This window comes from Aeromonas sp. S13(2024) (assembly GCF_041402405.1).
Classification (GTDB): Bacteria; Pseudomonadota; Gammaproteobacteria; order Enterobacterales; family Aeromonadaceae; genus Aeromonas; species Aeromonas veronii.
Genome location: NZ_JBGLRA010000010.1, coordinates 47,060 through 71,019 on the forward strand (window position 1 = coordinate 47,060; position 23,960 = coordinate 71,019).

At 58.3% G+C, this 23,960-nt stretch carries 20 protein-coding genes and 4 tRNA genes; 9 read left to right on the top strand and 15 right to left on the bottom strand.

The window, feature by feature from the left end; translation table 11 throughout:
• Window positions 1-65 precede the first annotated feature (65 nt).
• Entirely contained in the window at window positions 66-1,493 is a 1,428-nt protein-coding gene (amt, locus tag ACB042_RS13900; RefSeq protein WP_005355035.1) for an ammonium transporter, read from the bottom strand.
• Between the two features lie 505 nt (window positions 1,494-1,998).
• Between amt and ACB042_RS13905 the strand changes: the two genes are divergently transcribed.
• Window positions 1,999-2,922 (top strand): GGDEF domain-containing protein, encoded by a 924-nt coding sequence (locus ACB042_RS13905; RefSeq protein ID WP_371178584.1) that lies wholly within the window; start codon window positions 1,999-2,001, stop codon window positions 2,920-2,922.
• A gap of 90 nt (window positions 2,923-3,012) precedes the next feature.
• Here ACB042_RS13905 and ACB042_RS13910 read toward each other — a convergent pair whose 3' ends face one another.
• Window positions 3,013-3,633, bottom strand: a complete 621-nt coding sequence (locus ACB042_RS13910; protein WP_236356144.1) for an outer membrane beta-barrel protein — start codon at window positions 3,631-3,633, stop codon at window positions 3,013-3,015.
• A gap of 251 nt (window positions 3,634-3,884) precedes the next feature.
• On the opposite strand from ACB042_RS13910, the gene ACB042_RS13915 reads away from it, so the two are divergent.
• Window positions 3,885-4,523 (top strand): exopolysaccharide biosynthesis protein, encoded by a 639-nt coding sequence (locus ACB042_RS13915; protein WP_186301901.1) that lies wholly within the window; start codon window positions 3,885-3,887, stop codon window positions 4,521-4,523.
• A gap of 66 nt (window positions 4,524-4,589) precedes the next feature.
• Here ACB042_RS13915 and ACB042_RS13920 read toward each other — a convergent pair whose 3' ends face one another.
• Both ACB042_RS13920 and ACB042_RS13925 read right to left on the bottom strand, forming a co-directional pair.
• Window positions 4,590-5,864 (bottom strand): amino acid permease, encoded by a 1,275-nt coding sequence (locus ACB042_RS13920; RefSeq protein ID WP_101530032.1) that lies wholly within the window; start codon window positions 5,862-5,864, stop codon window positions 4,590-4,592.
• A gap of 472 nt (window positions 5,865-6,336) precedes the next feature.
• Window positions 6,337-7,227: a diguanylate cyclase gene (locus ACB042_RS13925; RefSeq protein WP_371178585.1), complete on the bottom strand. Its 891-nt coding sequence runs from the start codon at window positions 7,225-7,227 to the stop codon at window positions 6,337-6,339.
• 349 nt (window positions 7,228-7,576) lie between these two features.
• Between ACB042_RS13925 and ACB042_RS13930 the strand changes: the two genes are divergently transcribed.
• Window positions 7,577-7,894 (top strand): hypothetical protein, encoded by a 318-nt coding sequence (locus ACB042_RS13930; protein ID WP_371178586.1) that lies wholly within the window; start codon window positions 7,577-7,579, stop codon window positions 7,892-7,894.
• Between the two features lie 23 nt (window positions 7,895-7,917).
• Window positions 7,918-8,553: a Vat family streptogramin A O-acetyltransferase gene (locus ACB042_RS13935; protein WP_216947871.1), complete on the top strand. Its 636-nt coding sequence runs from the start codon at window positions 7,918-7,920 to the stop codon at window positions 8,551-8,553.
• 105 nt (window positions 8,554-8,658) lie between these two features.
• On the opposite strand, the gene ppc is transcribed toward ACB042_RS13935, so the two are convergent.
• Both ppc and argE read right to left on the bottom strand, forming a co-directional pair.
• Window positions 8,659-11,292: a phosphoenolpyruvate carboxylase gene (ppc, locus tag ACB042_RS13940; RefSeq protein WP_040068980.1), complete on the bottom strand. Its 2,634-nt coding sequence runs from the start codon at window positions 11,290-11,292 to the stop codon at window positions 8,659-8,661.
• A gap of 231 nt (window positions 11,293-11,523) precedes the next feature.
• A complete protein-coding gene (gene argE / locus ACB042_RS13945) occupies window positions 11,524-12,669 on the bottom strand; it encodes an acetylornithine deacetylase (protein WP_371178587.1) in 1,146 nt (381 codons plus the stop codon).
• A gap of 282 nt (window positions 12,670-12,951) precedes the next feature.
• Here argE and argC point away from each other — a divergent pair, with 282 nt between their 5' ends.
• The 5 genes from argC to argH all read left to right on the top strand — a co-directional run bounded on the left by argC (window position 12,952) and on the right by argH (window position 18,802).
• Window positions 12,952-13,959, top strand: a complete 1,008-nt coding sequence (gene argC / locus ACB042_RS13950; RefSeq protein ID WP_371178588.1) for an N-acetyl-gamma-glutamyl-phosphate reductase — start codon at window positions 12,952-12,954, stop codon at window positions 13,957-13,959.
• Window positions 13,960-13,981: 22 nt separating this feature from the next.
• Window positions 13,982-14,761, top strand: a complete 780-nt coding sequence (gene argB, locus ACB042_RS13955; protein WP_371178589.1) for an acetylglutamate kinase — start codon at window positions 13,982-13,984, stop codon at window positions 14,759-14,761.
• A gap of 25 nt (window positions 14,762-14,786) precedes the next feature.
• Window positions 14,787-15,698 (top strand): ornithine carbamoyltransferase, encoded by a 912-nt coding sequence (locus tag ACB042_RS13960; RefSeq protein ID WP_213387600.1) that lies wholly within the window; start codon window positions 14,787-14,789, stop codon window positions 15,696-15,698.
• A 68-nt stretch (window positions 15,699-15,766) separates the two neighbouring features.
• On the top strand, window positions 15,767-17,002 hold the full coding sequence (locus tag ACB042_RS13965; protein ID WP_033115910.1) for an argininosuccinate synthase: 1,236 nt from the start codon (window positions 15,767-15,769) through the stop codon (window positions 17,000-17,002).
• 414 nt (window positions 17,003-17,416) lie between these two features.
• On the top strand, window positions 17,417-18,802 hold the full coding sequence (argH, locus tag ACB042_RS13970; RefSeq protein WP_371178590.1) for an argininosuccinate lyase: 1,386 nt from the start codon (window positions 17,417-17,419) through the stop codon (window positions 18,800-18,802).
• Between the two features lie 132 nt (window positions 18,803-18,934).
• On the opposite strand, the gene ACB042_RS13975 is transcribed toward argH, so the two are convergent.
• From ACB042_RS13975 to plsY, 9 genes are all read right to left on the bottom strand, one after another.
• Window positions 18,935-19,708, bottom strand: a complete 774-nt coding sequence (locus tag ACB042_RS13975) for a Kiwa anti-phage protein KwaB-like domain-containing protein (protein WP_371178591.1) — start codon at window positions 19,706-19,708, stop codon at window positions 18,935-18,937.
• Window positions 19,709-19,856: 148 nt separating this feature from the next.
• Window positions 19,857-20,384, bottom strand: coding sequence for a hypothetical protein (locus tag ACB042_RS13980; protein ID WP_141108880.1), 528 nt, complete (start codon window positions 20,382-20,384; stop codon window positions 19,857-19,859).
• 195 nt (window positions 20,385-20,579) lie between these two features.
• Complete coding sequence (locus ACB042_RS13985; RefSeq protein ID WP_371178592.1) at window positions 20,580-21,035, bottom strand: hypothetical protein; 456 nt, start codon at window positions 21,033-21,035, stop codon at window positions 20,580-20,582.
• 460 nt (window positions 21,036-21,495) lie between these two features.
• Entirely contained in the window at window positions 21,496-22,668 is a 1,173-nt protein-coding gene (locus tag ACB042_RS13990) for a nucleoside recognition domain-containing protein (RefSeq protein WP_371178593.1), read from the bottom strand.
• A 105-nt stretch (window positions 22,669-22,773) separates the two neighbouring features.
• Window positions 22,774-22,849, bottom strand: a tRNA-Asn gene (locus ACB042_RS13995).
• A gap of 8 nt (window positions 22,850-22,857) precedes the next feature.
• A tRNA-Phe gene (locus ACB042_RS14000) sits at window positions 22,858-22,933 on the bottom strand.
• Window positions 22,934-22,936: 3 nt separating this feature from the next.
• Window positions 22,937-23,012: transfer RNA gene (locus tag ACB042_RS14005), tRNA-Thr, on the bottom strand.
• A 52-nt stretch (window positions 23,013-23,064) separates the two neighbouring features.
• Window positions 23,065-23,140 (bottom strand) — tRNA-Phe (locus ACB042_RS14010).
• 47 nt (window positions 23,141-23,187) lie between these two features.
• Window positions 23,188-23,850: a glycerol-3-phosphate 1-O-acyltransferase PlsY gene (gene plsY / locus ACB042_RS14015; protein WP_031227839.1), complete on the bottom strand. Its 663-nt coding sequence runs from the start codon at window positions 23,848-23,850 to the stop codon at window positions 23,188-23,190.
• Window positions 23,851-23,960: the final 110 nt, after the last annotated feature.

A 23,960-nucleotide genomic window follows, 5' to 3' on the forward strand; every position in this document is an offset into this window, starting at 1 on the left:
TTGCAGCTTTAGAGTCATAAAAAAACCGCCGGTTCCGGCGGTTTTTTGTTGTCTGGCATTCGGGATTACATGCTGTAAGCCTTCTCGCCGTGGGAGGTGACATCCAGCCCTTCCCGCTCGGCATCGCCATTCACCCGCAGACCCACCAGCATGTCGACCGCCTTGAAGGCAATCGCCGCCACGGCACCGGACCAGAGCAGAGTGACACCGACCCCGATAGCCTGGATCTTCACCTGAGTCAGGATGGAGTAGCCCTCGGCAACCTGATTGGTGACATAGTCCCACACTCCGGTGCCGCCCAGATCCGGGCTGGCAAAGACGCCGGTAAGCAGGGCGCCGAGAATGCCGCACACCCCGTGTACGCCAAACACGTCCAGACTGTCATCTGCACCCAGCAGGCGCTTGAGACCGTGGACCCCCCACAGACCCGCCACGCCACTGATAAGGCCCATCACCAGACCACCACCCACACCGACGAAACCGGCTGCCGGGGTGATCACCACCAGACCGGACACCGCACCTGATGCCGCACCCAGCAGGGAGGGACGTCCCTTCATCACCCACTCGGCCAGCGTCCATGAGAGAGCTGCTGCAGCCGGCGCTACCCAGGTGTTGATAAAGGCGAGTGCGGCAATACCGTTGGCTTCCAGCGCGGAGCCCGCGTTGAAACCGAACCAGCCGAACCAGAGCAGGGAGGCGCCGATCATGGTCATGGTCAGGCTGTGGGGGGTCATGGGATCACGACCGTAGCCCAGACGCTTGCCCACCAGATAGGCACCCACCAGACCCGCCACGGCGGCGTTGATGTGCACCACTGTGCCGCCTGCAAAGTCCAACGCACCATGCTGGAACAGATAACCCGCCGTTGCAGTCGCCGTGGCCGCAGCCTCGGCGCTGGTATAGGCATCCGGACCCGCCCAGTACCACACCATATGAGCCAGCGGGATATAGGCGAAGGTGAACCAGATCACCGAGAAGAGCAGCACGGCAGCGAACTTGATGCGCTCGGCAAACGCCCCCACGATAAGGCCGCAGGTGATGGCGGCAAAGGCCCCCTGGAACACCACATAGATCAGCTCGCTGATCCCGACGCCCTTGCTGAAGGTGGCGGCGATGGAGTCAGGGGTTACACCCTTGAGCAGCACCTTGCTGAAGGAGCCGTAGAAATTGCCCCCCTCGGTAAAGGCCAGCGAATAGCCGTAGATCACCCAGAGCACGCAGATAAGGCAGAACAGGGTAAAGACCTGCATCAGCACGCTCAGCATGTTTTTGGCCCGCACCAGACCACCGTAGAAGAGGGCCAGACCGGGGATCGACATCAGGATCACCAGCGCCGCCGAGAGCAGCATCCAGGTGTTGTCACCCTTGTTGATTGTCATGGCGGCAACCGGTGCCACCGCCGCCTGTACCTGAGCGACCTCTTCGGCCCAACTTGGGGTAACCAGCAAGGCAGGCAACATCGTCAGACCCGCCATCATCCATTTTTTGACCATAGAGCACTCTCCTTCCCTGTCGTACCGGTACAAAACCGGCTCCGTTTCCCTGATTGAATCTGTGGCGAACCGCAAGGTGTTGCTGCAACCCGCCAGAATCACACCCGCGCCCTGCACGAGGATGCCTCTTGCCACTTCCTCATCACTGCGTCTGCCGTCGATGACCGCAAGAGACCGTCTGACATCTAAAAAGCATAAAGCGGGCCATAAATTTAAATCCTTAAAAATCATTAAATTAACTATCTCAGCCATCGTTAACGCACCAAAATGGCGCACGCTCTGCGCTAACCAGCCCAGGGTCGCCCTGTCACAGGGCAGGCGATACTTCACGCACCAGAAGTGCGCAAACCCTGAGCCAGCCCACAAGCTGACGTCATCGATATCGCGCGCTGCGGGCCCGCTCGTTTACACTGACAGACCAGCCGTTTCCTGTTATCCGACCACGGCATGCCATTACACAGCCCCTTGTTTGCAACCTGATGGCAGGCCCAATCCGAGGAACACCATGCAGTTCGATCGTCTCGACATCAGCCTCTCCCACTACCGTCATCTCGACCGGGAGCATCGCGCCCACATCGCGCTGCTGGGGATAGTGATGCTGGCCATCATGGCCCTTCATCTGTTGCTGCTGCCCCACTTCCCCTACGAGCGCTTTTACGCCGTCAGCTTTGGCTTCGAGGTGATCAACTGGCTCACCATGCTGTTCCTGTTCTGGGTGGTGCAGTGCGCCCACCTGCCCACCCACACCTACCGCATGCTCTCCTGCGGTCTGATGTTGTGGATCATGGGGGCCACCGCCGACATCATGGATGAGCTGGTGGCGCAGCCACTCTGGCTCGCCATCTATGCCGAGGATCTGCTGAGATCCAGCGGCATCCTGCTAAGCAGCATCGGTATCCTGAGCACCATGCACCACCTCTTCCACATCAATACCCAGCTCAGACAACAGGCGCTGTTCGACGATCTGACCCGGCTGCCAAACCGGCGCTACTTTCATCAGCAGCTGTTTCTGGAACAGGGGATTTGCCACGCTCTCATCCTGCTGGATCTCGATCACTTCAAGCTGATCAATGACAACTACGGCCACGATATCGGGGATCGGGTGTTGCAGCAGTTTGGCGAGCTGTTGCAACAGCACTGCCCGCCCGGTGCACTGGCGGCCCGTGTCGGGGGTGAAGAGTTTGCCCTGCTGCTACCCGTCGCCCACGAAGCCGAGCTGCAGCAACTGGCCAACACCCTGCTCACGGCGACCCGCACCATAGCCCCAGATCCGGCCCATACCATGACGGTCAGTCTGGGAGTGGGGGTCCGCGAGCCCAAGGAACCTGCAGTCTCGCTGTTCAAACGGGTGGATCAGGCGCTTTATGGCGCCAAGGAGGCGGGCAGAAACTGCGCGGTATGGGCAACGCCGACTAACAAGGAGGCGTAAAGAGCTATCGGTGGATTGCCGATCACGGCGAAACATTGCTGCTGAAACAGGGGCCCAATGGCCCCTGTTTCATGGGAAAAATCCCCTCGCCTAAAAGCGGAAGGTAAGACCGATATTGGCCTGCCATTGGGTTACCAGCTCCCCGCGCACCTTGAACACGCACTGCTCCGGGTTGCAGAGAAACTGATTGTTGTCGTTGACCAGCGAACCATAACCGCGCACCTCGGCCCGCAGCGCCAGATGCTCGGCGAGGCGCGGTTGCACCCCGAGCGCCAGCGACATGGAAGGGGTCACCTCGCTGTCGTAGGCGGCAAAGCGGGTCACCCCGATCCCGGCGCCGATATAGGGCGCCATCAGGTTGTCAGAGAGAGTCAGCGCACCAGCAAAGTGCAGGATGTCCACCGTCAGGCGGTCAGGCTGGTCGGGAGAGAGGGTGGTGGACTGATGGCTGTAGAGCAGCTCAATCATGCCGGGATCATCCACCTCCTTGCTGATAAAGAGGCCCCAGCTGCCGGAGCTCTGCCCCTGTAGTGAATCAAACGATGCAGAAAGCGGCACCGGCTGCACCTCATCGCTCTTCTCGAAGTCGATGGCTGAGCTGTAGCCAAAAAATGGCGTCACCTGCCAACCGGATGTGGTCGCGGCCTCGCTACTCCAGGCCTGCCCCAGTGGCAGCAACAGCCCCATCATCACTATCCCGGCTCTCTTCATCATCATCCCCTGCTCCCTGTGTGATTCTGCAGAAAGCATACCAGAGGCATCCTAGGCCCATCCTAAACGGCGGCTGTACCGGATCACTTTCATCGCGGGATTTCCCTCTCACCGGAACCTCTGCCGAGCCGCCCCACTGGCGCCGCTATGCGCCCCCGCCACCATTCATCGACGGTTAACCTCTGCCACGTATGCTGGCGCCAAATCGGGTCATCGGGGCCCGTTATCACCACTCAAAAGGACATCAGGGAATGGTTGCCGCGCAACTCAACGACCCCAAAACTACCCTCGCGGATACCCTGCGGGCCACCGCGCATGCCATCGACGAGAGCCACATCAGCCTGCGCCAGATGCTCACGCTGGTGGGTGAGCAGGGCATGCTGCTGTTTTGCGTGCTGCTCACCGTCCCCTTCCTGCTGCCGGTCTCCATTCCCGGGGTCAGCACCCCGTTTGGCCTGCTGATCCTCTTTATCGGCATCGGCATCACCCTCAATCGGGTGCCCTGGCTGCCCGCCATGCTGATGGAGCGTCGCTTCGCTGCTGACCAGCTCAAGCCGACCCTGCACAAGGGGGCGGATCTGCTGGCCCGGGTCGATCGCGTTATCCGCCCGCGCCTGCTAGTGCTGACCGGCAGCAACACGGTCAACCGCTGCAACGGCCTGCTGATCATGCTGGCCGCCCTGCTGCTGATGCTGCCCCTGGGCGCCATCCCGTTTACCAACGCCATGCCTGCCTGGGCCATCCTGCTGCTGGCCACCGGCATGTTGCAACGGGACGGTCTGTTCGTTGCCAGCGGCTATCTGCTGGTAAGTGCGACCCTGGTCTGGTTCAGCGTGCTGGCCATCGGCTTGCTGATGGCGGGCCAGAGCGCCAGCGGCCTGCTCGGCTAACCCCGATGCACAGAAAAAGGGCGACCAGATGGTCGCCCTTTTTGATTTGTGCGGGATACCGCCCGGTCAAAGCAGATCGTAGATAAGGGCCGAGATGGCAAGCAGCCCCATCACCAACACAAAAAGGGTACTCGGCCCGCGATAACGCTTGAGTGCGGGCAAGCGATAGATGGAGCAGGCTGGCAGCAGAAACAGGATCACCGCGATCAGCGGGCCACTGACGCGCTCGATGATGTCGAGCACGTTGGGGTTCAGATAGGTGATGACGGCGGTCACCATAAACAGGATCACCGATGATACCCGGGCGATGGTCGACTCCTTGAGAGAGAGGCCCAGCCCCTGACAGGCACCGCTCACCATGCTCACCGTCCCCTCGCTCACCCCCATGGAGGTGCCGAGGAAGGATTTGGACATGGCCAGAATGGCGATGAGTGGCCCCACATAGGCGATCAGCGGGTTGGAAAACTTGTTCGCCAACGCCGACAGCACGGAGATATTGTCGGTGCGGGCCAGCGCCATCTCGGCCTGACTCAGACTCATCACGCAGCTCACCACGAAAAAGAGCACGCTGCCGCAAATCAGCATACTGCTGTACTTGATGATCCGCTTGGCGCGCAGGTCAGCACTCTCCTGACAACGCTTTTTCTGCGCCGCGCTGAAGGAAGAAATAATGGGCGCATGGCTGAAGGAGAAGACCATCACCGGCACGATCAGCCAGAGGGATTTCCAGAACGCCGGATCACGCCAGTCCACCGCCTGACTCTCGCTGAAATAGGAGAGGCTCCACTGGGGCAGCAGATAGATAGAGAGGCCAATCAGAAAGGCGACCATGGGCAGCGCCAGCACGCTGATGGCCGACACCACGATCTGTTTGCCAGCCAGCAGCACCAGATGCAGGCCCAGCATCACCCCCAGCACCAGCAAGCCGCGCGGAAGCTCGGCATCCCCCAGCTGGTGGACCACGAAGCTCTGGATCGCATTGGTGATGGAGATGCTGTAGACCAGAATGATGGGGTAGAAGGCCATCAGATAGACCAGCATCAGCAGCTTGCCCGCCTTGGCACCGAAGTGCTCCTCCACCACATGGGTGATATCCCCTTCCCGATGGGAGCTGGAGAGCACAAAGCGGCTCAATGCACGGTGGGAATAATAAGAAAGCGGAAAAGCCAGCAATAAAATAAACAGCAAAATAACCGGGGAATTACTGCCAACAGTAATAGGGAGAAATAACGTACCGGCACCGACAGCAGTGGCATATAGGCCCATGGTCCATACCGAATCGCTTTTCTCCCATTTCAATTTTGAAACAGGGTTACTCTTTTCAGCAATAGAAACACTCATTGCAATATATACCTTATTAATCTGTCATCATTATTTTTATTGGCCCGAATAACAGGCTGGAGATATGTCGTTGCATATCGCCCTGCACATGAAAAAAACAACGCCGCCAGCGACCAACAGGGCCACCGGAGAGAAACGGAGCTGCCACGCTACCATCGTTGAAATCGCTATCCGGGTCAAGGTTAATAATTCATGACTGTTTGAATCGGAATGTTTCAAAAGACAACAGGATGTATCACATTCGTCACCCAAAACCAGATTCACGCCTGTTTGATAACATACCGATAAAACCTCATGCTGTTGCCCAACAACACAAATAAGACCAGCGATCAGGCCGATAATATTAACACCTTAAGCTGTGGAATATGAGTTAAATAGTTCGGCCAACTTTTATACTAATTGACTGTGATGTCAGCCAATTTATTCAGGGTAAAAGCGCAGGCTATTTCCAACAGCGACCGGAGCGGCACTTTCAACCTGCCGGGCAGTGGGCCACCCGGTTGCGGCCTGCCCGCTTGGCCCGATAGAGCCACTCATCGGCCCGGGCCAGCGCCTGATTGATCTCCTCCTCCGGCTGCACCAGAGTTGTGCCCAGACTGACCGTGATGGCGACCGGATCGGCAGGCAACGCTTCGACGGCGGCACGGATCTGCTCCGCCATCTGCTGCAAACCGGCTTCATCGATCCGCGGCAGCAGGATCAGAAACTCCTCGCCGCCGCTGCGCACAAAGAGATCGTCCGCCCGCAACAGGGCATCGATGCAGCCACTGAATCGCTGCAAAGCCCGATCTCCCTGCTGGTGGCCGTACCGATCGTTGATCTGCTTGAAGTGATCGATGTCGAGCATGATAAGACCGCAGGGCGCCTCCCCTGCCCGCAACGGCTGGCAGTGCTCGAAGAAGAAACGGCGGTTGTAGAGGCCGGTCAGCTGGTCGGTTTCACTCTGGCGCAGCAGTCGCTGCTGCAACTCGTACTGGCGGGTGATATTGCGGGTCACCCAGGCAACCGCCCGCTTGCCGTCATAGAGGGAGGGCAGCGGCGCAATCTTGCCCTCAAAACGCTGTATCCCTTGCGGCCCGGCGGCGGCATTAATCCCCCCCACCTCGGCGGCGGAGAGCTCATACTCCACCACTCGCACCTGACCGCTCGCCAGCGACTCTGCTACCTGCGCCTTGACCCATATGGCCATCTCGGGTGGCAGCACATCGGCCAGCTGCTTGCCCGCCAGCGGATTGCCATCGTGATAGGATTGCTGCTCCATGCCGCCGATATATTCCACGTAATAGCCATCTTCACTGAGGATAAAGACGGGATCTGGCAGCTGGGCCATCACTTCATAAAGCTGGGTTACCGAAAGCGCCACGAAGACTCCTGTACTTCAACGTCAAACAGGGGGGAGATATTCTGCCTCAAGAGGACTCACTCGCCCTCATCGTCAGCGCAGAAAAATCTGCGGCCACAGCCAACAATCCTTTACATCTAGCAGCCCGTCAGCCTCTCGGCCACCACAGGTGGCCAACGCGTTGCTACTCCCGCCACTGCGCTCGCTCACAGTAGCGAAAGCCCCCTCACCCGGTCACGCATATCCCATTGTTTCAACTCACAAGTTCATTTACGCTGGCCGTCCTGAGTCCAGTTTTCACCTCATCAGCCATCAGGAACGCCAGCCACCCGCAACCGCAGGGGCTGTACCACGGAAAAGGAATCGCCAGATGAAAAACGCCATCGTCACCGCCCACTTCGACGCCATCAGCACCGAAGGGGAACAGCTCACCCTCAAGATCGCCATCAAGGCCCCCGAGCCGGATCCCAAGTCCGCCAGCGGTGACTGGCGCTGCAAGGTGAAGCTGGCGGGGCTGAGCGAAAAGACCTTTATCTACGGCATCGACAGCCTGCAGGCCCTGAGCCTCGCCATCAAGTTTGTCGAAACCGAGCTGCGCGCCTTCTCCGATGCGGGCTGGCAATTCTATCTGCCCAATTGCCCCGATCACCCCATCGACATGAGCGCCTGCTACTTCCCGGCGCTCTAGCCCGGTCACTCCAAGGAGACCAGATGCACGGACCCGACCCCGCCAATCCCCACCCCATGAACGGCTTTCCCCAGGTGTGCTTTATCAAGAACACCATCAAGGGGCCCAATATCGAGGTGGGTGACTACACCTATTACGACGACCCGGAGGATTCGGCGGGCTTCGAGCGCAACGTCCTCTACCACTTCCCCTTCATCGGCGACAAGCTCATCATCGGCAAGTTCTGCGCTATCGCCCGCGGGGTGAAGTTCATCATGAACGGCGCCAACCACCAGACCTCCGGCTTCTCCACCTACCCCTTCTTTATCTTCGGCAACGGCTGGGAGCATGCCGCACCCGCCCCGGGCAGCCTCCCCTACAAGGGCGATACCGTGATCGGCAACGATGTCTGGATCGGCTATGACGCCCTGATCATGCCGGGAGTAAAAGTCGGCAACGGCGCCATTATCGCCGCCCGCTCCGTGGTCACCGGTGACGTGCCCGCCTACGCCGTGGTCGGCGGCAACCCCGCCAAGGTGATCCGCTACCGCTTCGACGACGACACCATCGCCCGTCTCAACGCTATCGCCTGGTGGGACTGGCCGGTGGAGCAGATCAGCCGCAACCTGCCGCTTATCAGCGGCGGCGAAATAGCCGCGCTGGAAGCGGCAATCCCATAGAGACAACCTGTAAACCAAGCGAGATCGTAGAAACAACAAAGGGCGCCTTGTCGGCGCCCTTTGGCTTGATGGATATTGCTGAAGCCTGCTGGCTTGAGCTGGCTATCAACCGGTGTTGCGCATCCCTGCGGCAATACCGGCGATGGTGACCATCAGCGCCTTGTCCAGCTCGGGGTGCAGGGTCTCCGGGTGGTTGCGGGAGCGGTTGAGCAGCTCGGCTTGCAGCACGTTGAGCGGGTCTGTGTAGGGGTTGCGCAGCTTGATGGACTCCTTGATCCAAGGCTGATCCTCCAGCAGATCCCCGCGCGGGCTCAGTTTCAGCACCACCTCGATGGATTCGGCGAGCTCCTGACGCAGCTGTTTACCAAGGCCCCACAGCTCCTGCGGCACCAGACGGGTGTCGTAGTACTCGGCGAGCCAGACGTCCGCTTTGAGGAACACCATCTCCAGCATCTCAAGGCGAGTGCGGAAGAAGGGCCACTGGGCGCTCATCTCTTCCAGCACCGCCAGCTTGCCGCCGTCGATGGCCTGTTGCAGCGCCTTGTGGGCACCGAGCCAGGCCGGCAGCATCAGGCGGTTCTGGGTCCAGGCGAAGATCCACGGAATGGCGCGCAGGCTCTCGACGCCGCCGTTAGGCTTGCGCTTGGAGGGACGGGAGCCGAGCGGCAGCTTGCCGAGCTCCATCTCCGGGGTGGCGGCACGGAAGTAAGGGACGAAGTCCGGATGACCGCGCACGATACTGCGGTAGTGATCGCAGGAGTCGGCGGCCAGCTGTTCCATCACCTCGCGCCAGCACTCTTTCGGCTTGGGCGGCGGCAGCAGGTTCCCTTCCAGCACCGCGCTGGTGTAGAGCTCCAGACTCTTGATCGCCACTTTCGGCAGGCCGAACTTGAAGCGGATCATCTCCCCCTGTTCGGTGGTACGCAGACCGCCGCGCAGGGATCCCGGCGGCTGGGAGAGGATGGCCTGATGGGCAGGCGCACCACCACGACCGACGGTACCGCCACGGCCATGGAACAGGGTGAGTCGGATGTTGTTGGCTTCGGCCAGCCCCACCAGGGATTCCATGGCGGCGTACTGGGCCCAGCCGGCGGCCATCATGCCCGCATCCTTGGCAGAGTCGGAGTAACCGATCATCACGTACTGACGGCCCTGAATGTAGCCGCGATACCAGTCCACCGAGAGCAGGCGCTCCATCACGGCGGTGCCTGCCATCAGGTCATCCTGGGTTTCAAACAGCGGGGCGACCGGCATGCGGAACTTGCAGCCCGCCTCTTTGAGCAGCAGTTGCACCGACAGCACGTCGGACGGCGCACCGGCCATGGAGATGATGTAGATACCGAACGCATCGGGGTCGTGCTGGGCGATAACCTGACAGGTATCCAGCGTCTCGCGCACCTCGGCGCTCGGCTCCCAGTCGTGGGGGATCAGCGGGCGGCGGGAGTTCAGTTCGTTTAGCAGGAAGGCCTGCTTGTCATCCTCGCTCCACTCGGCGTAGTCACCCAGACCCAGATAGCGGGTCAGCTCGGAGAAGACCAGCCCGTGACGCTCGCCATCCTGACGGATATCGAGCTTGACCAGATGAATGCCGAAACAGGCGACCTTGCGCAGCACATCCAGCAGCATGCCGTCGGCGATGTTGCCCATGCCGCAGGCATGCAATGAGTGGTAGCAGAGCTCCAGCGGCTCGCGCAGCTGAGCGGTGGTCTTGACCAGATCCTGGCTCTCGCTCACCTGGCCCTGCACCTTGGCGGTGAGGTGCTCCTTGGTTTCGCGCAGCGCTTCACGCAGCTCGCGCACCAGCGCGCGGTAGGGCTCGGGGTGATCGCCAACCCGGGCGCGCACGGCGTCGGTGCAGTCGGACATGGAGAGCTCGGAGGTGAGCTCCTTGATGTCTTTGTAGAACAGGCTCACCGCCATCCAGCGGCCCAGCTCCAGCACTTCGGCAGTCACCTTGGCGGTGACGAAGGGGTTGCCGTCGCGGTCACCGCCCATCCAGGAGGTGAACTTGACCGGCGCGGCATCCAGCGGCAGCCGCACACCCAGATGGTGTTGCAGACGCTCGTCCAGATTGCGCATGAATTCTGGGATGGCAGGCCACAGGCTGTTCTCCACCACGGCGAAGCCCCACTTGGCCTCGTCGACCGGAGTCGGACGCTGTTCGCGGATCTCGTTGGTGTGCCACGCCTGATTGATGAGCTGTTCGATGCGATTGAGGATCTTGTCCCGCTCGCGGGGCAGCAGGTCGGAGAGCTCCAGCGCCTCGAGGCAGTCGTTGAGCTGTACGTGCTTGTGGATCAGGGTGCGACGGGTCACCTCGGTGGGGTGAGCGGTCAGCACCAGATCGATATCCAGCTCGCGCACGGCCTGAATGATGGCCTCTTGCGACAGGTTGGACGCTTTCAGCTTGTCGAACATCTGCTCCAGCGGATCCGGGGTGCAGACTTGCTCTTCACAGCGACGGGAGATGGTGTGGAACTGTTCCGCCACGTTGGCCAGATTGAGGAACTGGCTAAAGGCGCGGGCCACAGGCAGCAGTTCGTCATCGCTCAGGGTGCGCAGGGTATCGAGCAGACGTTCCCGGTCTGATTCATTGCCCTTGCGGGAGGACTTGGCCAATTGGCGAATGGTTTCGATCTTGTCGAGAAAGGCCTGACCCTGATGATCCTTGATGGATTTACCCAGCAGCTGACCCAGCATACCTACGTTGGCGCGTAGTGCGGCGTACTTTTCGTTCATTCCACATCCTTATCTTGTTGGTGCCTGACACCCATCCGGGGTGCTAGACGACCTCACTTATTGTTGTGCGATTACAACATATGCTCCGTCATCTTAGGGTGACAATCTACCCAGATTGTCTGCGCAAGGTCAAATAACAGGCCGATTCAGAACATGTATTTCCCTCACCACTCCACAACCGGCTTGTTATGTAACTTACTTACAGTTTTTACGCCCCTTTCACCGCCGCCGCTACAGGCAAAAACGTCTGATCAGGTGCTGCAACACCGAGGTGGTCGGCTTGACGAAGGAGAGGTCGAGATACTCATCCGGCTGGTGCGCCTGGGTGATATGACCTGGGCCCATCACTATGGTCTCGCAGCCAAGCTGCTGGATAAACGGCGCCTCGGTGCAGTAGTTGACCGACTCGGCGGCGCGACCGCTCGCCTTCTCAGCTTCGCGCACCAGCACAGAGTCGTCGGCGCAGGCATAGGCGGGAATGGGTTCGTGTAGATGTTGCAGATGCAGGCAGCCCGGCTGGTGGATCTCGATGGGAGAGAGCGCCTCTTTCAGCATCCCCATCAGCTCATCCGGCCCCACCTGCGGAGTGGGTCGCAGGTCGATATGCAGCTCGCAGCAGCCGCAGATACGGTTCGGGCTGTCCCCGCCCTGAATGTAACCCAGGTTCAGGGTCGGCTGTGGCACGGCAAAGCGGTGGTCGGCGTAGCGATCTTTCAGATCCTGCTGCAAGCGCAGCACCTGCCCCATCGCCTTGTGCATGATCTCCATGGCGTTGACGCCGTTGGCGGGATCCGAGCTGTGACCGCTCTTGCCGGTAATACGGATCGCCTCCGACATATGTCCCTTGTGGGCCACCACAGGCACCAGCCCGGTCGGCTCGCCAATCACGGCGTAGTCGGGTTTCAGCTCGGCCGCCGCAGCGATGGCACGCGCCCCCGCCATGGTGGTCTCTTCGTCGGCGGTAGCGAGGATACGCAGCGGCTTACTGAGCGTCTTGAGGTCAATCTCTTTCAGTGCCTCGACGATAAAGGCGAAGAAGCCTTTCATGTCGATAGTGCCGAGACCATAGAGGCGATTGCCCTCTTGCGTCACCTTGAAGGGATCCTTGCTCCAGCCCCCCTCATCAAACGGCACCGTATCGGTGTGACCCGCCAGCAGCAGACCCCCCTCCCCCTGACCGATCGTCGCCACCAGATTGAACTTGCCCGGCAGATCAGGCAGCGCCGTCACCTCGCACTGAAAACCGAGCTGACCGAACCAGTCGGCCAGCAGCCGGATCACCCCCTCATTGCTCTGGTCCCACTTGGGATCCGTGCTGCTGATAGAGGGAATCGCAATAATATTCTTATAAAGTGAAAAAAAATCCAGATTGGCCATCAGCTCCTCCTTGCGTCCCCGGAATGTTTCTGTTAGAAAATACAAATGCAAAGTGAGTGCATGAATATTCTGTAATTTTACCTGAATATCTGGCTCATCAACAAAGGCTTCTAGTTGTAAGGGAAAGTTAATGTTCTGTCACCTGATCTATAACCGACGACACACACCCGCCTGAATCGCCCCTCCGCACTTGTTTTATCAAGACGGTGCACCGGGGTGAATGAACCCCATGCACTGCAGCGTCATGCTGTGAATCTCGAACTCTGACTTGGAATATTCAACATGCTTAACACCGTCATCGTCGGTGCCAGTGGCTACGCGGGAGCCGAACTGGCCGCACTGGTCCAGAACCATCCACAACTCAAACTGTTCGGCCTCTATGTCTCCGCCGGCAGTCAGGATGCCCACAAGCGCTTCTCTTCCCTGCATCCCCAGTGGGTCGGTGCCCTCGATCAGCCGCTGCTGCCGCTGGACGACGACGGCATGACCCGGATCCTGACCCAGGCCGATCTGGTACTGTTGGCCACCGCCCACGAGGTGAGCGCCGAGCTGGCACCCAAGTTTCTCGCCAAGGGGTTGCCGGTGTTCGATCTCTCCGGCGCCTTCCGGGTCAAGGATCAGGGCTTTTACGACAGCTTCTACGGCTTCACCCACGACAGCAAACAGTGGCTGGATCAGGCCGTCTATGGCCTGGCCGAGTGGAACGCCGATGCCATCGCCACCGCCCAACTGATCGCCGTGCCCGGCTGCTACCCGACCGCATCGCTGTGCGCCCTCAAACCACTGCAGCAGGATGGCCTGATTGCCAAGGGGTGGCAGCCGATCATCAATGCCGTCTCCGGGGTTTCCGGCGCTGGGCGCAAGGCGGCCATCAACACCAGCTTCTGCGAAGTGAGCCTCAATCCCTACGGCACCTTCAATCACAGACACCAGCCGGAGATCAGCCATCACCTCGGCAAGGAGGTGCTGTTCCAGCCCCACCTAGGCAATTATGTGCGCGGTATTCTGGCCACCATCTATGTGCAGCTGGCGGACGGCGTCACCCCCACCCAGGTGGATCAGGCCTTCCTCAAGGCTTACGAAGGCAAGCCGCTGGTGCGCCTCACCGGCCAGATGCCATCCATTCGCGGTGTGGCAAACACCCCTTACTGCGACATCGCCTGGCAACAGCAGGGCAACATGCTGGTGGTGGTCTCTGCCATCGACAACCTGCTCAAGGGCGCAGCCTCGCAAGCCATGCAGTGCATAAATATCAAATTTGGTTTTGAACCGGCCACCGGCCTGATTTAAGGACTTAGGAAGGATCTCGAACATGGACAAACAGACGTTGGTAATCAAGCTGGGCGGTGCCCTTATCGAGAACGACGAGGCGCTGACCGCCCTGTTCGCCACCCTCAAAACCTTTCTCGATGATCAGCACCGTCCGCTGGTGCTGGTGCACGGCGGTGGCTGTCTGGTGGATGACCTGCTCAAGGGGCTGGGTCTCACCTCCACCAAGAAGAATGGCCTGCGGGTAACCCCGTTCGAGCAGATCCCCTTTATTGCCGGGGCGCTGGCAGGGACGGCCAACAAGCAGATGATGGCCAAGGCGATCGCCACCGGCATTCCAGCGGTGGGGCTCTGCCTCGCCGACGGCGGCCTCTGTCAGGTGACCCAGCTCGACCCGGATCTCGGCGCGGTCGGCGAGTGCAAGCCGGGCAACCCGGCGCTGGTAGCGGGGATCCTCGGTCAGGGCCTCCTGCCGGTGGTGAGCTCCATCGGCATCACTGCCAACGGGCAGCTGATGAACGTCAACGCAGATCAGGCGGCCACCGCCATTGCCGAAGCGCTCGGTGCCGATCTGGTGATGCTCTCCGATGTGAGCGGCATCCTCGATGGCAAGGGCAAGCTGGTGCCCCAGCTCGACAAGCTGACCGCGCTGGATTTGATGGAGAAAGGGGTGATCACGGATGGCATGGCTGTCAAGGTAGAAGCGGCCCTGCACGCCGCCGAGACCCTCGGCAAACCGGTCTGTGTCGCCAGCTGGCGCTACCCGGATCAGCTGCTCAAGCTGCTGGCTGGCGGCGCGGTCGGCACCCAAGTGGCCATTTGATCTCCACCGGAACAAGGAACATCCGATGCAACATCTTCTGAAAGACAGTGATCTGAACAAAGCCCAGATCGAGGCGCTGATTGCGCTGGGCAAAGCAGTGAAGGCCGACCCGAAGAAGTACAGCCAGGCGCTGGCCGGCAAGAGCGTGGTTACCCTGTTCGAGAAGCCCTCCCTGCGCACCCGGGTCACCTTCGACATCGGTATCGCCAAACTGGGCGGCCACAGCGTCTATCTGGATCAGCAGAACGGCGCGCTGGGCAAGCGGGAGTCGGTGAAGGATTTCGCTGCCAACCTGTCGCGCTGGTGTGATGCCATCGTCGCCCGGGTGTTCGATCACCAGACCCTGGTCGAGCTGGCGGAGCACGGCACAGTGCCGGTGGTGAACAGCCTGTGCAACCTCTACCACCCCTGTCAGGGGCTGGCCGACTTTATGACCATTGCCGAGCACTACGACGACCTGTCGAAGGTGAAGCTTGCCTACCTCGGTGATGGCAACAACGTCAGCCACTCTCTGCTGCTACTGGGGGCGACCCTCGGCACCGACGTGACCCTGATCTGCCCGAAAGGCCACGGCCCGGATACCCAGATTTTCCTGCAGGCGCAGGCACTGGCGGCCAAGTCGGGGGCGACCATCCACATCAGTGATGACGTGGCGGATATCGAAGGGTTCGACGTGGCCTACACCGATACCTGGGTCTCCATGGGCGATAACACCCCGATGGAGCAGGTCAAAGACCTCTTTATGCCTTACCAGGTCAATCAGGCCCTGCTCGACCGCACCGGCATCCAGCATGTGCTGCATTGCCAGCCGGCTCATCGGGAGCTGGAGATCACCTCGCAGGTGATGGATGGCCCCGCCTCCCTCATCATGGACGAGGCCGAAAACCGGATGCATATCCAGAACGCCGTGTTGCTGACCCTTCTTGGCGGCAAGTAACGCGGTACTCAACCTGAATCACGACACCTTTATTGAATCATCATCGAATCATCACGGAGAGAAGTAACATGAGCGGAATCAACAAGATCGTACTGGCTTACTCGGGTGGACTGGATACCTCGGCCATCATTCCCTGGCTCAAAGAGCACTATGACGCCGAAATCATCGCCTTCGTGGCCGACGTCGGTCAGGAGCGCGACGATCTGGAAGGGATCGAGCAGAAGGCGATCGCCTCCGGCGCCACCAAGTGCATCATCAAGGATCTGCGGGAAGAGTTCGTCAAAGAGTACGTCTACCCGACCCTGAAGACCGGCGCCGTCTATGAGGGCACCTATCTGCTGGGCACCTCCATGGCCCGTCCGGTGATCGCCAAGGCGATGGTGGAAGCGGCGCTGGCGGAAGGGGCCGATGCCATCTCCCACGGTTGCACCGGCAAGGGTAACGATCAGGTGCGTTTCGAAGGCGCGGTCGCCGCGCTGGCGCCCCAGCTGAAAGTGATCGCCCCGTGGCGGATCTGGGACATGCGCTCCCGGGAAGATCTGCTCTCCTATCTGGAGACCCGCAACATCCCCTGCAAGGCGACCCTGAAGAAGATCTACAGCCGCGACGCCAACGCCTGGCACATCTCCACCGAGGGTGGCGAGCTGGAGAGCACCTGGAACGAGCCGTCCGAAGCGGTCTGGCAGTGGACCGTACCGGCCGAGCAGGCACCGGATCAGCCGGAGTACGTCAAGCTGACCGTGGCGCAGGGTGAAGTGGTGGCCGTGGATGACCAGCCGCTGAGCCCGCACCAGATCCTGATGACCCTGAACGAGCGTGCTGGCAAGCACGGCGTGGGCCGCATCGACATCACCGAAAACCGGATGGTGGGGATGAAGTCCCGCGGCTGCTACGAGACCCCGGGCGGTACCGTGATGGTCGCCGCGCTGCGCGCCGTGGAAGAGCTGGTACTGGATCGCCCGACCCGCGCCTGGCGGGAGAAGCTGGGTGCCGAGTTCTCCCATCTGGTCTATGACGGTCGCTGGTTCACTCCGCTGTGCAAGGCGATCCTCGCCTCTGCCAACGCCATCGCCGAAGATCTGGATGGTGAAGTGGTGCTGAAGATGTACAAGGGTCAGGTCACTGCGGTGCAGAAAAAGTCGCCGAACAGCCTCTACTCCGAAGACTTCGCCACCTTTGGCGCCGACGAAGTATATGACCAGAGCCATGCCGAAGGCTTTATCCGTCTCTACACCCTGGCCAGCCGGATCCGCGCCATGAAGGAGCAACATCAAGCCATCGGTGGCGACCATACCCACGGCTAAGCAAGCGCGATAACCCGTTGATTCCGTTGAGGGGGCATGGCCCCCTCTTCTATAGGCAGAGGGCATAACCCCTGACCCATCATCGGCGGGTGTGACAAGAGCGGCAGCGCCCCGGCCGCTTCTGTGAGATAACAGGGGCTGTGTGAATATGATGCTGACGTATTTTCTCCCTTCTCCCCTTGCGGGAGAAGGGGCGGGGATGAGGGGGGAATTACCCTCACCCTAGCCCTCTCCCAGAGGGAGAGGGAACCGATTCGCAGTTGCTGGATTTGACGTGTTCAACGGCAACAGCACTCATCACCACCGCACTGTTATTCAGGAAAATACAGGGCAAGATTTCTGCGCGCAGGCCAAGAGGCCGCGCGAGTACGGCAGGCGTAAACGCCTACCGACAACGCATTCAAGGAGAGCAGTATGGCACTTTGGGGTGGACGCTTCAGTCAGGGAGCCGATAGCCGGTTCAAGCAGTTCAACGATTCGCTGCGGTTCGATTACCGCTTGGCGGAGCAGGATATTCAGGGCTCCATGGCCTGGGCCCGCGCGCTGGTGAAAGTGGGTGTCTTGACCGCCGATGAGCAGGGCAAACTGCAACAGGCGATGGAGGTGCTGCTCGCCTCGGTGCAGCAGGATCCCCAGCAGATCCTGAGCTCGGATGCCGAAGACATTCACTCCTGGGTCGAAAGCCAGCTCATCGCCGCCGTGGGCGATTTGGGCAAGAAGCTGCACACCGGCCGCTCGCGCAACGATCAGGTCGCCACCGACCTGAAACTCTGGTGCAAGGCCCAGGGCGAGCTGCTGCTCGGCTCCATCACCGCCCTGCAACAAGGGCTGGTCGCCTCTGCCCGTGTCAATCAGGCCGCCGTGCTGCCCGGTTACACCCACCTGCAGCGGGCCCAGCCGGTCACCTATGCCCACTGGGCGCTGGCCTATGTGGAGATGCTGGAGCGGGACTACTCCCGCCTGCAGGATGCGCTGAAGCGGCTCGACACCAGCCCGCTCGGCTGCGGCGCGCTGGCGGGCACTGCCTACGCCATCGACCGCGAAGCGCTGGCGCTCGACATGGGCTTTAGCGGCGCCACCCGCAACAGTCTGGATTCGGTCTCCGATCGGGATCACGTGGTGGAACTGATGCACGTGGCGTCCCTCTCCATGACCCACCTGTCGCGCTTTGCCGAAGACCTTATCTTCTACAACACCGGCGAGGCGGGCTTTGTCGAGCTCTCCGATGCGGTGACCTCAGGGTCGTCGCTGATGCCGCAGAAGAAGAACCCGGATGCGCTGGAGCTTATTCGTGGCAAGACCGGCCGGGTAGTCGGCGCCCAGATGGGCATGCTGATGAGCCTCAAGGCGCTGCCGCTGGCCTACAACAAGGACATGCAGGAAGACAAAGAGGGGCTGTTCGATGCCCTCGACACCTGGCACGACTGCCTCGATATGGCCGCGCTGGTACTGATCGATCTGAAAGTGAATGGCGAGCGCACCATGGCGGCGGCCCAGGGCGGCTATGCCAACGCCACCGAGCTGGCGGACTATCTGGTTGCCAAGGGGATTCCATTCCGTGAAGCGCACCATATCGTCGGCGAAACTGTGGTCTTTGCCATCAGCGTGGGCCGCCCGCTGGAGGAGCTCTCCATCAGCGAGTTCCAGCGCTTCAGCCCGGTGATCGAGTTCGACGTCTACCCCAATCTGGAACTGGAAGCGACCCTGGCCAAGCGGGTCGCCAAAGGCGGCGTCGCCCGCGAGCAGGTAGAGGCAGCCCTTACCGCCGCAGAGCAGTGGCTGGCCAAGCGGGTGGGTTAATTCGCGGGAGTCGTCACCCGAAATAGAAAGCAAAACGGCAACCTCAGGTTGCCGTTCTTTCAAATCATAGTCATCACTATTGATATCAACATATAAATAGGAAGATCAGTACAAAATAATCATGTGAATAAATTAAACTCGCCTAATTGCTTGTCTACTTTGGGCTCGATAAGCCTCCTGATTTCCATCAATTAATTCCACGATATATCGTCTTCTATCAAGAATTTCAAGAAAATCAAGCTCTTTACCTTCTAAAGGCATCAGACCATTTTCACTCTCAACCAACCCAACCCCAGTTCTTTGAGATAGCGTACGAACATTTTGTTCTGATATCTGTGCTAAATCATCTCTTGAGCTAACAGAGGCAACTAATCGTGCCACACGTTTAGAACGGCCTGCCAACTCTTGTATATGTTCAAAATTAATAAACCCCAAGACCTCAGATATAACTTCTACTTTTGCAACCGCATGCTCTAAAATTTCATCACCTAGATTTGTAATAGATTCGAAATTTGCCGGCCTTAGAATATAGACATCATTGCCTATGATAAAAAAGTCGAAATCAAAATCCAATTTGAAAATGCTATCTTGAAATGATTCCAATGCATCATTGACTAGACGAACTAATCTTGAACGTTGTTTTAGCATCGCTTTAAAATACGAAGCTGTTCTTACAGCAACAAGTACTCGTCCCTCAGAATCATAGTATTTAACCCTATAAAATGGGATTGATGCCGGATTATTTATTGCCTCAGAATTTATCTGAGCATCTTCAGAATCCCTTATCAACAAGGTCTCTTGATATAAAGGATCGACAATACTTGCACGTAATTTTTCTTTACTTGCGTACTTTTCTGACACTTCATATGGCAGTATCTCATCTTGGTTGATGTTAAATTCACGCACTGTGTCATCTAACATTTGCCTGAGAATATTTTTTATTTCGCGATCTGTAGGTGCAGATTGAAAACTAACATTCTCTCCATCTTCAACTCGAAAACTGAATTCGATATTTACTATGTTGTTGAATATCGAAATTTTGAATCATACGGCCTCAAATATCAATGTAAACTGTATTGCTAATTCTCAAAAAATGTTGAGCTTGATTTCTATTAATTTGATCTCGCTTGCTTAAAACAGCTATTTTCTTTAAGTCTTCTCCGACTTCAACGGAATATATTTTATATCCAAACAATGCAAAAACGAAATTCATATAATGGAGGTTAAGATGTAAAAAAAGGAAAACAACAAATGATAAAACCACTAACAGCATAGATATTTCACGAGGGGAGTCTAAATTAGCTTGATACAATGGGACTAAAACAGCGAATAAATAAACAAGTAAATGTTCTCTATTATCACTTACCGACTTAACGACAAAAGATCTTTTATCATTATTTTTTATCGCACATGAAATTCTAATATACAATATCAAGTTAGGAATAATAATAAAGCTTAAGCACCCTAATAGTAGATATTTATCATCAATGATTTTTGAACCTTTAATGGCAGCTAATACGAAAAATGGTGACAAGCTCCCAATCACCATCATTACCCTAGTAAAGCCTAAGTTTTCCTTCACACCTCCTCCTAATGCAGATTAGAAATAATTTAACCACGGATTAATAACATTATCCTACATTGCCAAATGGATATTTTCTATATGAAATAGACAATACAAATAATTACCTGACACAGATCAATAAAGTAGTCATTAGCTGTTCAAATTTCAGGCCGATATTTGCGTTGTGCTCACAACCCATTTATGAACTTTCACTCACACACTGGCATTGAGCAGTTTGCCCACCCCTTCCCCCTTGCCATTGGGCAGGGTCTGTTTAAAGGCAGCGAGCAGCTGGTCGAGGTTGAGATTGCTGGCACCAAGGGTGCCCTTGAGGGTATCGAGCTCGCTTTGCAGCGCATCGAGGCGGGTGCTCTGGGTGCCGCTCGCCAGCTGGTTGCGGGCGCTGTCGATGGCAGCCGGGAGGGATTGGCCACCATTCTCCTGCCCCAGAGTCTGCATCAGCTCCCCCATAAAGTGGTTGATGGCAGCGCGATTTTGCTCGCTATTGGCATCCTTGATACCGAGTCGCTGGAACAAATTCTGGACGGTCGGGGCGAGGCGCTCTTCCTGCACGGTTTGGTGCACAGGCTCAGGTTTGGCACTGCTGCCGAGCAGCTGACTACCCAGCTTGAGGGCGATAGAGGCAAGGGGAAGCAGGCTGCTGATCATGATAACTCTCCGCGACAACGACCCATGATGGTGTTGCCAAGAGATGTGCATAAGCGGGGCCAGCACGGCAATAAAACGCACCGCACCGGCTAATCCCTTGAATGGCTGATCTATTTATTCAACCAGCACACCAGCACGCAGGAGATAGCCGAGCGCAAAGGGGAGTCAGGCGGCCAGTAGCTGCCGCCACGGGCGGTAGTGGCAATATGGTGGCAAAGCGTTTTGCCGCCCACCCGAGCAGCGCCCCCTTCCTTTCACACCCTGATCGCCAACTTTTTAAGCCACTTGCGTTGCTGATAGCACCAACAGAGTAAACTTGGCAAAAGCGGCGCAGCGATCAGGCACCGAATAACGACCTGCGGGCTTACTAATCGAGCGGTGATCCGCCCACAAGGCGTGACCAATAGAAACAAAAAGAGGCTCCAAAGAGCCTCTTTTTGTTTCCGTGTCTGAACCCGACTCAGCCCAGTAGCAGATAGAGCTGATGTGCCGCCACACCGGCGCACAGGCCGCCGATGGTGTGGGCAACGATGGCGCGGGAGGTGAGGTGGCGATAGCCGAGGGCATCCAGCATGGCGGTGTGGGTGCTCAGGAAGCCACTCCAGCACATTCCCATGGCGGTAAACACCGCGACCTCGTTACCGGTGATCCACCCTTTGGCAATAAAAGGCGGCACCAGTGACATGGCGGCACCAACCGCACCGAGGGAGGTAGCCGGGAAGGCAACCAGCTCCGGCTGCTGGAAGCCGAACAGCAGGTCAAACAGCCAGCTCACCTTGGCGGCCAGTACCGGCAGCAGGGCAACCCCCTGAAACGCTTCGCCGGTATAGCCCTTGTCGCCCGGGCCGAAGGTGAGCAACATCACGAAGGTGCTGATGATCAGCACACCCGGGATCACCGCCATCCCCAGCTCCACACCGGATTTGCCACCATCGAGCAGAGAGTTGAGGATCCGCAGCCAGCCGGGAGCCGCCTCTTTGGTCACCCCTACCTTGCGGCCGTCGGACGATACAGCGTCATCGTTCAGCACTTCCCCCACCAAGGGGCGGATCATCCGCTGCATCAGCCGGGTAGAGACCACCGAGCCCACCAGAGCGCCGAGCAGCCCGATCAGCGCCGCGCTGGCGGTGGATTCACCGCCCGGCAGCTGCAGGGTGGCCATAAAGGTGACCACGATCAGCCCCATGCCGAAGGCGGTTCCGAAGTTGGTGAGCGACACCAATTGCCACGGAGTGAAGTCCTTGCGAAAGCGGCTGTCCTTGGCGAGGCTGATCACCGCCGGGTTGTCGGAGAAGAAGGTCATCAGCGCCGCCAGGGCGGTGCGACCGGGCAGACGAAACACCGGTTTCATCAAGGGCGCCAGCAGCACTTCCAGCAGGCGGATCACCCCGAACTCGCTCAACAGCTGGCTCAGGGCACCGGAGAGCACAGTGATCCCCATGATAAAGAGCACGGTATTGAGCAGCAGCTGGTGGGCGGTATTGAACAGGGTGTTGACCATGGCAGAGAGGCCCATCTGGCTGCCGAGGTAACCGAACAGGCTGCCGAGAATAAGCAGCACCAGAACGGGTTCCATCCAGTTCCGAATGGCGGCAAGTCGCCCATTTGACTCTATAACTACATGATTTTCCATATCTATCCTGCGGTTCATCTGTGCGTGTGTGGTTGTTTTTATGGTTAAAAAATGGCTGCGCCAAATAGAAAAAAGCCCTTGTCTTGCGACAAGGGCTTTTTGAATTGGCTCCTCCTACTGGACTTGAACCAGTGACATACGGATTAACAGTCCGCCGTTCTACCGACTGAACTAAGGAGGAATTGTAATTGGTGCCCAGAGACGGAATCGAACCGCCGACACGGGGATTTTCAATCCCCTGCTCTACCGACTGAGCTATCTGGGCAAATGGTGCCGGCTACCGGAATCGAACTGGTGACCTACTGATTACAAGTCAGTTGCTCTACCTACTGAGCTAAGCCGGCACACTTTAAACCATTGTGCATGAACAAATTTTCTATTTCATGGCACCAAAATTGGTGCCCAGAGACGGAATCGAACCGCCGACACGGGGATTTTCAATCCCCTGCTCTACCGACTGAGCTATCTGGGCGTGGGCGCTATTAAACGGATTTTAAGGCGGATGGTCAACGGGAAATTTCACTTTTTGTCTCGTTCGTCTCTTTTTTGCGCAACATCGTCCATTTCTGCCACTTCTTCGGCACAGGCCGCGCGTTTTCGCCCCCAGACTCTGGGTTCCTCCCCCTTGAGCAGGCGGGAGATGTTCTCGTGATGGCGGATCAGAATGAGGCAGGAGAGCAGGGAGACTGGCAGGGTATATTCAGGTTTGAGCAGATAGGTAAAGAGCGGCGTCAGCAGCACGGTAATGATGGAGGCCAGCGAGGAGTAGCCGCTCACCAGCAGCACCAGCAGCCAGGTGCCAATCACGGCGCCCCCCATGGTAAAGCCGATGGGCATCATGGTCCCCAGCGCCGTCGCCACCCCTTTGCCACCACGAAAATGAAAGAAGATGGGGTACATATGGCCGAGGCAGGCAGCGACCCCGATAAAGCCGAGGTAGACGGGTTTGATCTGCAGATACCAGGCGAGATAGACGGGCACAGTGCCCTTGAGCACATCGAGCAACAGCACCACCAGCGCCGCCATCCGGCCACCGAGGCGCAGCACATTGGTTGCCCCCGGATTGTGGGAGCCATGATCCCGCGGGTCGGGCAGACCTGTGCAGCGGGAGACCAGCACAGCACTGGATAGTGAACCACCCAGGTAGGCCAGAATAATCATCAAAATCGTCAGGGCCGTCATCTTGGTCGTTTTTACCACGATATGAATGGGGTATGATGCGGGCCACATACGCTGGCATGGGCCCATGCCCACCCAGAGCGCCTCGGCAAGCCTGTTGCCCGGCCAGCATC